Source organism: Acinetobacter sp. BZX-2 (genome assembly GCF_055179795.1).
In genome coordinates this window covers 3,205,228-3,218,316 of the sequence record NZ_CM143686.1, presented here as the reverse complement: position 1 = coordinate 3,218,316, position 13,089 = coordinate 3,205,228, and the positions used below count along the sequence as shown (strand labels likewise).

Below are 13,089 nucleotides of genomic sequence, written 5' to 3'. Positions count from 1 at the left end.
AAACCGTTATATTTACTTTAATAAAATAATTTCAATTTATTGTCTAAATAAAGCTTTCCCAAGATAAGTATTTGCTCTCGCATTTACACAACATCCTCATTCAACACAATCTGCTCATTTTTATCAAAAGCTTTGGGATAAAAGCGAGAATAAGCCCCATGAATTTCATCTTCAGGTAAAGCCAAAACTTGTCGAAGGTCTGAACTAAAAAATGATACGACTGAAGCAGATACAATGATCAAACTTAGTACAATCATTGTTGTATATAAACCTAAATAAGTGATAAACATACCTGCAATCACAACGCCAAGAGGACTGGCAATACCTGTACCAAAAGTTGATGATGCACTGATTCTATTGAGAAAATGATTTGGAGATGCAGCGCTACGCATAAAACTGGTATTGGTCACAGCCACCATTAAGCCACAGCCAGCTAACCCCATTCCAAAACATAAGAGTAGAAAATAAGCTAGATGAAAAACGCTTAATACTTGGCACATCAGCGCAGTAATAAAAATACCCACACCTAAACCTAAATACCCCATATAGGTGGTGGGTGCACGACCAAAATGAGTATTAGCCGCGACCCCAATTTTTGTTGCACCGATAAACATACCGAGCGCAAAAGCAGTATCTGCGATCCCAAACAACCAAGGACTTTTGCTGTAATTTTGATAAAAGAACGCAGGTAGAACGACGCCTAAAAATGGATAAAGCCCTAAGTTCATGAAAAAAGTAATTTTAATTAAACTGATTTCAGGTGGTAGTCGTAAAATTGCAGAAAAGCCACTGTACCATTTGGGGCGTTTGGGTGCATGTTCGAAATCTTGAGGAAGATTTGTTGGCTTAACAAATGCTAAAAGTACGATTGAAACAACAATTAACCCAACACCTAGCCAAAGGGTATTTTGTGCACCGATGATTGAAATGAATCCAGTCCCCATGATAGGTGAACAAAATGTCACGATGGTGATAGCAGCTGAACGCCATTGAATTGCCTTAGAAAGCAATGCTTTAGTCACTTGAAAAGGAATAATACTATTTTGTAATGGTTCACGGATTCCGACCGCTAAACCAGCGATCACTTGGCAAAAAATCAGCAATCCTGACCAATACAAATTTGCTGTAGCAAGCAGAGCAATAACCACTGATGAAATTAAACTCATCAAATAGCAAATTGAAATCAGTTTTTGTTTGTCGTAAGTATCACCAAGTGAGCCAAATAATCCACGTGCTAAGATATCAGCCGCAGCGCCTACAGCAACAAAAACTGCAAAAGCAGTTGCATCATGGGTGACAGAAAGTACCCACCAAGCAAGTGCAAGATATGTGCAGCGAGAAGCAATACTGTTAAAAATTGCAGAGAACTGAATGAAATAAAAATTTCGTCCAAATGGAAATTTGCTTGTACTTGTTTCATTCATCGAGGTAGCTACCAGTTTTTATTTTCTGTTCAAATTATGTTTTATCTATTGGCTTTAAAGATATTGAAATAGAAAGTATTTAGCAACTTTAAAACATTCATAAATCGATTTTATTTTTGCAATTTTTTAGATAAAAATCATGAAAATTTTAGAATGTGTAAACTGCTTAATCATAATGGTACTGGCTGGTTTTTTATTGTTTAATCAAGGCATCTTCTGATTGAAAAAATTTAATATAAGTTCGTAATATGAGAAATCACTCAATATTTATCAGTTTTTTAACATAATTTTGAGCTGATATAGTGTAAAAGTGGTTTATTCTGTAGTTGAATTAATATGTTTTGTAAAGTTTTATAAACTTGTATTATAATGATAATTATTATCACTATGTTTTCGGTGTGTCATGCCATTTGCTAAAAAAAGCTTAACTTTGATGATGTTATCAACAGGTTTTTTCTTTGTTTCTTCTACAGTTTTTGCCAATTCAGAAATTGATGAAACACAAAAAAGTAGTTCTGCAACACTTCCAACCATTGTTATTGAGGCAATGGAGGAAGGGGATCCAATCAAGACTTATGTCGATTATAAACAAGCAAATGTCACACGAAATGGCTTAGATAAAAAAGACATTCCACAAACGATTGATACCATTGATGTATCAAAATACAAGCTTTATGGTGCAAATGACTTAAGTGTGATGTTGCAAGGTACACCAGGTGTTTCGACAAGTTATGATGCACGAAATGATGGTATTTCTATTCGCGGATTTAATGCAGATACCAATGATATTTACCGTGATGGTGTACGTGAAAGTGGACAGTATCGTCGTAGCACTGCAAATATTGAACGTATCGAGATATTAAAAGGCCCAGCATCAGTACTTTATGGTCGCAGCGCAGGTGGCGGTGTCATCAATATGGTGACTAAGGTTGCGAACTTTGATTCTAAAAGTTCTGTTGGCGCCTATGTGGGTTCTTACGATAACGTAGGTGGAACCATTGACCTGAATAAAATTTTAAATGATAACTGGGCAGTACGTTTGGTTGGCGAAAAGTCTGATAGCAATAGTTTCCGTTCAGGCATCGGATTTAATCAGGAAATGCTATCACCTAGTGTGACCTATCGTAGTGATGATGAAAAGTTGCTTTGGACAACCGAATTCACCTATGACAGCCTGAACAGAACACCAGATCGTGGGCCAGAATATGTAAATCTACCCGCAGGTGTTTCGATCAAAACAGGGTTTGCTGGACCAAATGATAATATTGTTGATGAAACAAAGTCATTTAGAACTGACTTAAAATATGAATTTGCACCTGACTGGAAGTTTCATTGGGCACTCAGTCACCGTGAATCATTCCAAGATTTTGATAATTTCTTTGCTGGAACATGGTGTTCAACAGAGGGACTACAAAATGACGGTAAGCCATGTGATTGGCAAGGTAAAATCCGCCAAAACTACGCTTGGCAGCAAACCACAAATAAAACATTGGTGAATACTTTTGATATTACTGGTCAATTTAAAACGGGTCTTTTAGACCATAAAATTATGCTAGGCAGCGATTGGTCAAATGAAAAGAGAGAACCAATCCTTGGAAACTATTCAAGTGGAGAAAAGGCGGGAATTTATTATCGTTATGTCAATCCATTTGATACAACGGATAGTTTCTTGTCTCCAAGTTGGACAGCATTGAATGGTGCGCGACCTGATGAAACATCGCACAGTCAAACGGATGCCAATGCGCTGAGTTTTTTCCTTCAAGATCTGATTTCATTCAACGAAAAATACAAGATGATGCTTGGTCTGAGATATGACAGTTATGATTTTAAAACTCATGATGTTCGTAAAAACAGCACTCGATCTTATAGTGATGATAGCGTAAGTCCGAATATTGGTTTTGTTTGGCAGCCAGTTGAAAGCCAAAGTTTTTATGCATCTTATAGTAAAAGTTTTTCACCGTATGGTGGTCGAGGTTTGTTAGGTGTGAGTGCTTCGATCGATCCGAGTTTATATGATGCTGAGCCGCAATATAACGAACAGTATGAAATTGGGGTAAAAAGTGATTGGTTAGATGGCAATTTGAATACACAACTTTCGATCTACGATATTACCAAAAACAATATCCGCTATCAGCCGGACGCTATCAATAAGCCAGATGAATGGGAAGTGGGACAAAAACAGCAATCAAAAGGTGTAGAGTTTAGTTTTATCGGTAAAGTACTTGAAAATCTCTACGTTCGTGGTGGTTATGGCTTTACTGATGCAAAATGGAAAGATGATAGTCGTAATGTGAAGGAAGCTGATAACTTAAAAGGCAATCGACTTGGGGGTATTTCTGAAAATACAGGGAACTTATTTGTTCGTTATTTACCGACTCAAAATTGGTATGGTGAAGTGGGTGCAACCTACGTGGGTTCTTATTATACGACAGATAAAAATATTGCAAAAATGCCAGACTTTACTCGCGTAGATGCTGCAATTGGTTATAAAGATGACAAATGGGGTGCAACTATTGCCGTGAATAATTTAACGGATAAAGAATACTGGCGTTCGAGTTCTATGCCAGGAACGCCACGCAATTATTTATTCCGAGTGAATTATTTCTTCTAAGTCATCGGTAAGCATTTTCTAAACATGGAATATGAATACTTTGTATTCCTGTATAGTATTTGATCTATAAAACAAAAGCCATCCAATTGTTCGATTGGATGGCTTTTTATATTAAGAAGTTTTTTATCGACTAGAACGTCTTAAATTAAACTTCTTGTTGCTCTGCTTGGATTGCAGTCAAAGCAATGGTAAATACAATATCATCGACCAAAGCACCACGAGATAGATCATTTACAGGTTTATTTAAACCTTGCAACATTGGGCCTACACTCACTACGTTAGCAGAACGCTGCACCGCTTTATAAGTGGTATTCCCTGTATTGAGGTCAGGGAAAATAAATACATTGGCACGACCTGCAACTTTAGAGTCTGGCGCTTTAGAGCGTCCCACACTTTCAACTGATGCTGCATCATACTGGAGCGGGCCATCAATGAGTAAATCAGGGCGGCGTTGTTTGGCAATTTCAGTCGCCTTAGCAACTTTCTCCACTTCTGCACCTGTGCCTGATGTTCCTGTAGAGTAAGAAATCATCGCAATGCGAGGGTCTATGCCAAAAGCTTTTGCTGAATCGGCAGATTGGATGGCAATCTCCGCCAACTGTTCTGCATCAGGATCGGGATTAATCGCACAGTCACCATAGACATAAACTTCATCTGGTAACAGCATGAAAAATATAGAAGATACTAAAGAATAGTCTGGTGCGGTTTTAATCAACTGAAAAGCGGGTCGAACAGTATTTGCTGTGGTATGTATTGCACCAGAAACTAAACCATCTACTTGATCGAGTGCCAACATCATGGTACCTAAAACCACAGTATCTTGAAGTTGTTCACGAGCTTGCAATTCGTTGAGTTTGCCTTTGCGTAATTCAACCATTTTAGTGACATAATTTTCACGAATCAGGTCAGGATCAATGATTTCTAAATCAAAAGGTAATTCAATATTACGTGCTTTAGCGACTTCAATCGCAGCTTCAGGTTTTGCCAATAAAACACATTGAGCAATACCACGCGACTGACAGATTGCAGCAGCTTGAACAGTACGTGGCTCATCACCTTCAGGCAGAACAATACGTTTTTTTGCAGCAATTGATTTTTGTACCAATTCATGGCGGAACGCAGAAGGGGAAAGGCGCGGTTTGTAATCGCCATTGAGCATTTGAGTCAACCAAACAGGATCAATATGACTCGATACAAAGCGGGTCACTTGATCAGCACGTTGGATATCATCAACAGGGATTTCATTGCTTAAATTTGAAAGCTTTTGTGCAGTTTCAAAGGTACTGAGAGGTGTATGTAAAATCGGTAAACCATTCTTAATCGCAGATTGGCAGAACTCAAGAACCAAAGCATTGGGCTCATAATGTTCTGTTAATACCAAACCTGCTAATGGGATGCCATTACTGGTGGCTAAGCTACTTGCCAATAACACATCAATACGATCAGATGCACTGATAATCAGCTCACCTGCAATGAACTTATCCAATTCATGTTCAATGTTGGATGCGATTAAGCTACTGTGTAATACACGACGTGTCGCTGCCTTACCTTCATTAATCCACGTTGCTTGGATTTGTTTTGCAAGATCTGAAACACGTGGCACGCTTAAAATATCGCTGAATGGTACCATACCGATGATCGGTAATTTCGCAGAACCAATGTATGGATGGCTTTTTTGGATTTCAGTACTGAATTTTTCAATATCACTGATTAAGCGTAAATCTGTATCAATGGTTACAGGAATTTGTGCAGAATCAGCGGGTAAACCACGAGTACGCATGAGCAAAACGCCCGCATTACGTGATGAAGATGTGCCACCAAAATTACGCAATTGGGTTTCTATTTTTTCAGCAGTTTGTTCGGGTTTGTGAATATCTGCATTACTGACAAAAATGACTTTCGCATCTAAAGCTTGTGCTAAAGAGGCATTTAAATCACTTGCGAAAGAATCACGTGAAGTCGGAACAAGACCTTCAACAATAATAATGTCATGTAACTTCGCAACTCGACGATGTAGACTGACTGCTTCTTCTAAGAGTTCATCTGTTTCATTGGCATTTAATTGTTGAGTGATTTTTGCAAAAGAAATCGGTTCGACTGTTTCTGAATTAGAGATATGGCGATATAGCGCAGTGGTGCGGTCAGGTTCAGTGCTTAACTCTTGTGAGAATGGTTTTAAAAAACCTGATTTTACACCTTGGCATTCCAAAGCATAAACAAGACCTAAACAAGCAGAGGTTAAACCAACGCCTTCCCCAGTAGGAACCAATAAAATTGTTTTCATAGACGATTCTTGAAAAATAAAGAGATTTGAAAATAAATAAAGTGCTACGACAGCTTAAACTGTCGTAACCTCAGATTCAGACTTTTTTGCAGCCTGTTGTACCTCATGTTCTACAACATTGACAGTTTCTTGTGCAATGCGTCCTTCTTCATCTGTAGGGATGACCCAAATTTGAGGACCGTGACCCGCATCGATACGACCTTCTGTACCACGTTTTAGATTGTTATTTTTGTCTTTACTGAGGTCAAAACCAAAGTGAGGCAAGTAAGCAACAGTTTTTTCACGGATATAAGCTGAATTTTCACCAATACCGCCAGTAAAAAATAAACCATCAATACGCGGTAAGCCACAGCTTAAAGCTGCTAATGATTTTGCCAAGCGGTAGCAGAAAACTTCAATGGCTAAGGTTGCATCTTCATTGCCTTGTTCAGAAGCTTCAATCAGCGTACGCATATCATTTGAGAGGTCTGATAGGCCGAGTAAACCCGATTGGCTATTTAACATCTTGTCAATTTTATAGATGTCCCAACCTAGGTTTGAAGCCAAGAAACTGTGAAGACTTGGGTCTACATCACCACTACGAGTGCCCATCACCACACCTTCAAGCGGTGTTAAGCCCATAGAGGTATCAACACTTTGCCCATTCCAAATTGCACATGTTGAGCTGCCATTGCCTAAGTGTGCAGTGAGCCAACCGCCTTGTTTGAAACTTCCTGCAAGTTCAGAACCTCGCTCAGAAACATAAGCATGGCTTGTGCCGTGGAAACCATAACGACGTACATTGTGGTCGGTATATAAGAATTTAGGTAATGCATAGCGATAAGCATGCGGTGGCATGGTTTGATGGAATGCCGTATCAAACACAGCGACTTGTGGTAATTCTGGAAATAAACGCATGGTTGCATTAATTCCCACAAGGTGTGCAGGATTATGTAGTGGAGCAAGAGGGGTTGCTTCACGAATTTTTTCGATAATTTCAGGGGTTAATAATTCAGCTTTGGTAATTGTACCGCCGTGAACGACGCGGTGACCAATCGCTTGAGGTTTGTATTCAGATAAACGACCTAAAATCGTTTCTAAAGCTTTCTCATGGTCGGCGTATGGAATCGGTATTTCAAGCGGTTGATTACCCGCAGTGATTCCTTTAATACGTGCATCAGCAGAGCCCAAGTTTTCTGCTAAACCAAAGATGCGATTTTCACGATCTTCAGAAATAAGCGCATATTTGATTGATGAAGAACCGCAGTTAATGACTAATACTGATGTAGACACGTTTTAATACCCGAAATTGTAATTTGAAAAGTCTTCCTGATTGATCTGATTACACTTTTTATAAATAGGGTAAATGAGATCAGTGCGTATGTTTTACCATGTGTAGATTTTTTGTCCTAGCTAGACTTTAGGTGATTAGACTTTAGAACTATCGACCTGAAAATGATTAATACCTAATATTTATCAGTTGATTATTCATTTAATTAGTAAAAATTAGCACTCATTGCCATTTTTATCCATTCGCAAAATATAGTTTCTTGTAAGTGTTGATTTCAAAATTGTTAATTTGAAAATGATAAAAGAAAACTCAGTATTTACAAAGCATAAATACTGAGTTTTGATGAGTTTTTTAGACTGAATTATTGACGAATTTGGCCATCGCCTAACACAATCCATTTTTGCGAGGTTAAGCCTTCTAAGCCGACAGGGCCACGTGCATGAATTTTGTCAGTAGAGATGCCAATTTCAGCACCTAGACCATATTCAAAACCATCGGCAAAGCGAGTTGAAGCATTCACCATGACCGAGCTTGAATCTACACGGGTCAAAAATTGACGTGCTAGGCTGAAGTTTTCAGTAATAATGGCATCGGTATGATGTGAACCATATTTATTAATATGCTGAATCGCTTCTTCAAGTCCTGAAACAACTTTTACTGCTAAAATTGGCCCTAAATATTCTTCATACCAATCTTCTTCGCTAGCAGGTTTAACTGTCGCACCTAAGATTTTTTGAACCTTTAAGCAACCACGAAGTTCAACTTGCTTTTCAGCATACAGTTCTGCAATACGTGGTAAAAATTCTTCAGCAATTTTTTCATCAACCAACAAGGTTTCCATTGCATTACACACGCCGTAACGATGTGTTTTTGCATTGAGTGCAATCGGTAATGCTTTGTGTAAATCCGCCTGTGCCTCAACAAAAACATGGCAGTTACCATCTAAATGTTTAATCACTGGAATGGTTGCTTCATTGGTAATACGTTCAATCAGACCTTTGCCGCCACGTGGAACGATGACATCTACATATTCAGACAAGGTGATTAATTGCCCTACAGCTGCACGGTCAGTGGTGTTAATGACTTGTACGCATGTTTCAGGTAAGCCAACCGTTTTTAAACCATGTTGAATCGCTTGAGCAATGGCTTGATTTGAGTGCAAAGCTTCAGAACCACCACGTAAAATAATGGCATTGGCAGATTTTAATGCTAAAGACGCAGCTTCTAGTGTGACGTTTGGACGTGATTCATAGATCATGCCAACCACACCTAAAGGCACGCGCATTTTACCAATTTGAATACCTGTCGGGCGGTAAGCTAAATCAGTGATTTCACCAATCGGGTCAACCAAGCCAATTACATCTTTTAGACCCTGTAACATCCCATTAAAGCGTGTGGGGTTAAGTTCAAGGCGATCAAGTAAAGCACTATCCAAGTTATTTTCACGACCTTTGGTCATGTCAATTTGATTGGCAGCTAAAATTTCGGGTTCACTATTTTTTAAAGCAGTATAAATAGCAGATAAGGCATTATTTTTTACAAGTGTAGTTGTACCAGCCAAAACACCAGCAGCTTGGCGAGCTTGTTTTCCTACAGTTTGCATATACTGTTCAATTGAATCTTGCATAGCGGTTTATTTGATCATTAAAAATATCTCTTTGATAGTAACAGTCTACGCACGGGCAAGGAAGTATTGTGCTGAAATAAAGCTGCTTAAAAATCGATGAGATAAATATTTTGCAATCTTTTTGCCCTTTAAACTAGATGAGCGGTCAATTTAGCGATTGCGTATAAATCACACATCTGTATAGAATGAAACAATAAGGACATTGACGTAATACAAAACACACCTTGTATTACTATTAGCGATAATAATGTGAGTTAAACTATCTTGCATATTAAAAGAATAAAGCAGGGATGGAGGAAGGATATGAATTCCATTATCCAAATGGACAATGAATCACACCAATCTTTTACAAGTTTTGGTTTTTTCGATCTATATCACAAACACAGTTTTAAACAACCTCCTCGTACCACGTGGATCGATGGTTGGAAAATTGAATATATGGCCATTGCGGATCCTAAGACGATTCACAATACCCCTATTGTGATTGTCGGGGGCGCATTTCAAAATTTTAACTCTTATAAGTATTGTGTTGAACAGTTCTTTGAAAGTGGGCCCGTCATTCTGATTGATTTACCGTCGATGGGCGCAAATCAACAAATCACCAATGTAGATACAGGTCGTTCGGCAGGAACATTAGAATTACCTGACTTATCTTGCATGTTAGGTGAGTGGTTAGACATTGTTGGAATTTCTAAAGTCGATGTCGTTGGGATTTCATTGGGTTCAGTGATCGCCTCTTTTTTTGCACATCAGCGTTCTGAACTTGTCGAAAAAATGATTCTTATGGGCGTGATGCAAGAAACCCGTAAGAGTTGGCGCATGCTGTTAGAGGAATCCTTGATGCTCATGAAAGAGCAGCGTATGGATGAGTTTGGTCAAGCTGTGATTTTATATTTGGTTAATCATGCGAAACTTGATAAAACACGAATGTCACCGACAGCGAAAAGATTGTTTTTTAAACAAATGGCTGAGTTTTCAAATACTGAGCAAGAGCGTTACGAAATTAACTGTAATCGCTTATTACGCTTAAATCATGTCCCTGTTCCACAAACAGATACACTGGTTGCATGTGGTCAATATGACAGTTTTACATTGCCTCATGAAAATGCACATTTTGCTTTGCAGTGCCCAGATATGCAGTTCGCAATGATTGCCAATGCAGATCACGTACCGCAGTTGCAACGTCGTAAAGAAACCATGACTTTATTTACCACTTACTTAAAAGGTGAGTCGATTCATGGTCTAGATGGCATCATTAACCTGACACGTGAAGAGATGCAAAAATTAGAACGTCGTGGCGAAGCACGTATTCAAGTGTTGCAATCACAACGTCAGTTGACGCATCGTCATTCTGAGCAAGTTGTAAATGTTGAAATCGTCGATTTAAACTATTTTGGTTTATGGATGAAGTTAAATAATCAAGATGATTTAACTTTTGTGAATGATCATCCACGTGATTTGGCGCTGAATTTAAGTGATGATGAAGGCGAGTTTGCGATTGAATGCTTAATTTTTGAAACATCTGAACAAGGTGTTCGTGCATTGTTTAAACATGGTAGTTTTGAAAATGCAGATCGTTTATTGCGTTTTGTGGCACGTCAGACTCAAGAAGAACAGACAGATGTAATAGTTTGATCTAACCAGATTAGAGGCTAAAACCAGTCGATTGATTCATGCCAGTCAGCTAAGAGTAATTTGGTAGTTACTCATCTAAGAATCTCCCCTAACCCCTCTTTACAAAAGAGGGGAACTATCGAGAATTTAAAGTAATTTTAGATTCCTTGGGGAGGATTTTGAAAGGCTTAACTGATCAGTATTAGTCAATCGACGGTTTTTCTTTTCTTAAAAAGTGCCTCAGTCGCCTTACAACTGAGCATCAATCATCCAAACCAAGTCGCCCAAATGTTCTTCAGGGTTTAAGTCTGCAGTATCTTGATGAAAGTAAAGACTTGGTTGAATCACTTTAACTGTACTAAAACCTGCCTGTTGTATAAAATTTCTTACTTCTTCAGGCGTAACGAAGTGAAAGCTAAAAGCACTACGTGACATCACTTTTAATAGTTTACTGCTATTCCAGATGACCTTTGCCAGTTTGTTTTTGACAGGTTCAGGGTATAAATCAGTTAAATAATACAAGGCTTTAAAGTCTTTTCCATAATGTGCAATGGATTGAATCAATTGTTGTAAAAGATCTTTATTAAAATAATTAATCAAGCCTTCACTGATGACCACAAGCGGACGATGAGGATCAAATACCTCAAAAGCCTTTTGAAAATCTGCTGTAAATAAATCGACAGAAAGTACATCTGGGCTGTGTGCATCAATTTGTTTGAGTGCAGTTTGTTTGGTTTTTGCCATGTCGGGCAAATCAAGTTCACGATAATCAATGGTTGGATAATGTTGTCTAAACCACCAGCCACGAGGGGATAGCCCTGCAGCAATTTCTAAAACTTGTAAATCTGGAGATTGTTCAATGAGTTGTTTAAGACGTTCATCCAGCATGGTGTGTCGTTCTTTGAGTGTGGTACGCATACTGCCACCCACATATTTTTCACCCCAACTTTCAATTGGATGTGCAATCATGGCTAACGTTTTGCCTTTAGATGTTGCGAGTAAAGGGTGTGAAATCCCCATCTGATACCAAATATAGCCTGTGTAATGGGCTGTAAATGAAATATGACGATGCTTGGAAAGTTGTTGCTCTGATTGATCTGACATAGTTATCCTTAACTTTTGTTTTTCTAATTTTGATTACAATTCATAATGAACATCAAAAAAGGAACACCGAAGTGTTCCTATTCTTTTTAAAGGGAATTTTTAAAATCTTCAATGACTTTTCTGACAGATTGCCATTCATTTCCTAAATCCAGTTGTTCACCAATCTGAATATTTGGAATTTTACCACGCATACGTTCTAAACGTTCTTGGTTGGGGAGTGGTAAGTTTTCAATACCCATCAATGCAGTACATGCAGCCTCACGATCATTACAGACCAAGCCCATATCACAACCTGCATCTAAAGCCGCACGAATACGTGCATCGGCATGACCTGCCACACAAGCCGCTTGCATACTCAAATCATCTGAGAAGAGTACACCATCATACTTCAATTCTTGGCGTAATACTTTTTGAATCCAATAGGGTGAAAAACCTGCTGGATTTGGATCAACTTTTTCATAAATCACATGGGCTGGCATGAGCGCATTCAGTTGAGCTTGCAATTGAATAAAGCTTTGCATGTCATTGTTATAAATTTCTTGGTATTCACGCTGATCAATGGCTGTGGCGATATGTGAATCTGCTTTTACTGAGCCATGACCGGGAAAATGCTTTCCTGTGGTTGCCATACCCGCACGTTGCATACCCGCCATAAAGGCACTTGCAAGTGGCACAATATCTTGTACATTTTTTGCAAATGCACGATCACCAATCACATCACTAATTGCATTAATATCTAAAACAGGAGCAAAACTAAAATCAATACCAACCGCAAGCACCTCGATGGCCATTAACCAACCACATTTTTCAGCTAAATCTAAAGCCTTTTCAGGTTGCGTTAAGTAAAGTTCACCAAAATGTCCCATTGCTGGAAGAAGTGTAAAACCTGTTCTGAGTCTTTGTACGCGACCACCTTCTTGATCCACCGCGATCAGAATATCTGGGCGAATTTGGCGCATATGATCAGTTAAAGCACGGACTTGAGCAGGTGATTCTATATTTCTTGAAAATAAAATCATGCCGCCGACTTGCGGAGCCTGTAATAGTTCAATATCTTCTTGAGTAAGTTTTGTGCCTGCAATATCAAGCATCAATGCGCCGATCATAAGAATCCGTGGTTGTATTTATAGAAACCTAGAAACAATACCTGATTTC

Annotated in this window: 8 protein-coding genes; 2 read left to right on the top strand and 6 right to left on the bottom strand. The window is 38.6% G+C overall.

Going from position 1 to position 13,089, the window contains the following annotated elements; translation table 11 throughout:
- Positions 1-83 precede the first annotated feature (83 nt).
- On the bottom strand, positions 84-1,424 hold the full coding sequence (locus tag ACY45D_RS15070; protein WP_463107449.1) for an MFS transporter: 1,341 nt from the start codon (positions 1,422-1,424) through the stop codon (positions 84-86).
- A 403-nt stretch (positions 1,425-1,827) separates the two neighbouring features.
- On the opposite strand from ACY45D_RS15070, the gene ACY45D_RS15065 reads away from it, so the two are divergent.
- A complete protein-coding gene (locus ACY45D_RS15065) occupies positions 1,828-4,035 on the top strand; it encodes a TonB-dependent receptor (protein ID WP_463107448.1) in 2,208 nt (735 codons plus the stop codon).
- A gap of 145 nt (positions 4,036-4,180) precedes the next feature.
- Here ACY45D_RS15065 and pta read toward each other — a convergent pair whose 3' ends face one another.
- The 3 genes from pta to ACY45D_RS15050 form a co-directional block, all read right to left on the bottom strand.
- On the bottom strand, positions 4,181-6,319 hold the full coding sequence (gene pta, locus ACY45D_RS15060) for a phosphate acetyltransferase (protein ID WP_463107447.1): 2,139 nt from the start codon (positions 6,317-6,319) through the stop codon (positions 4,181-4,183).
- A 54-nt stretch (positions 6,320-6,373) separates the two neighbouring features.
- Positions 6,374-7,591, bottom strand: coding sequence for an acetate/propionate family kinase (locus ACY45D_RS15055; RefSeq protein WP_463107446.1), 1,218 nt, complete (start codon positions 7,589-7,591; stop codon positions 6,374-6,376).
- Positions 7,592-7,950: 359 nt separating this feature from the next.
- Positions 7,951-9,216 carry a glutamate-5-semialdehyde dehydrogenase gene (locus ACY45D_RS15050; RefSeq protein ID WP_463107445.1) on the bottom strand — a complete coding sequence of 422 codons (1,266 nt, stop codon included), beginning with the start codon at positions 9,214-9,216 and terminating at the stop codon, positions 7,951-7,953.
- Positions 9,217-9,519: 303 nt separating this feature from the next.
- On the opposite strand from ACY45D_RS15050, the gene ACY45D_RS15045 reads away from it, so the two are divergent.
- Complete coding sequence (locus ACY45D_RS15045; RefSeq protein WP_463107444.1) at positions 9,520-10,851, top strand: alpha/beta fold hydrolase; 1,332 nt, start codon at positions 9,520-9,522, stop codon at positions 10,849-10,851.
- Between the two features lie 228 nt (positions 10,852-11,079).
- On the opposite strand, the gene ACY45D_RS15040 is transcribed toward ACY45D_RS15045, so the two are convergent.
- Positions 11,080-11,934 carry a class I SAM-dependent methyltransferase gene (locus tag ACY45D_RS15040; protein WP_463107443.1) on the bottom strand — a complete coding sequence of 285 codons (855 nt, stop codon included), beginning with the start codon at positions 11,932-11,934 and terminating at the stop codon, positions 11,080-11,082.
- 86 nt (positions 11,935-12,020) lie between these two features.
- Positions 12,021-13,040, bottom strand: a complete 1,020-nt coding sequence (gene nagZ / locus ACY45D_RS15035; protein ID WP_463107442.1) for a beta-N-acetylhexosaminidase — start codon at positions 13,038-13,040, stop codon at positions 12,021-12,023.
- Between the last annotated feature and the right edge of the window lie 49 nt (positions 13,041-13,089).

Coding starts and splice junctions, on each gene's coding strand:
- ACY45D_RS15070 (WP_463107449.1), bottom strand. CDS start 1,424: ATGAATGAAACAAGTACAAGCAAATTTCCATTTGGACGAAATTTTTAT.
- ACY45D_RS15065 (WP_463107448.1), top strand. CDS start 1,828: ATGCCATTTGCTAAAAAAAGCTTAACTTTGATGATGTTATCAACAGGT.
- pta (WP_463107447.1), bottom strand. CDS start 6,319: ATGAAAACAATTTTATTGGTTCCTACTGGGGAAGGCGTTGGTTTAACC.
- ACY45D_RS15050 (WP_463107445.1), bottom strand. CDS start 9,216: ATGCAAGATTCAATTGAACAGTATATGCAAACTGTAGGAAAACAAGCT.
- ACY45D_RS15045 (WP_463107444.1), top strand. CDS start 9,520: ATGAATTCCATTATCCAAATGGACAATGAATCACACCAATCTTTTACA.
- ACY45D_RS15040 (WP_463107443.1), bottom strand. CDS start 11,934: ATGTCAGATCAATCAGAGCAACAACTTTCCAAGCATCGTCATATTTCA.
- nagZ (WP_463107442.1), bottom strand. CDS start 13,040: ATGATCGGCGCATTGATGCTTGATATTGCAGGCACAAAACTTACTCAA.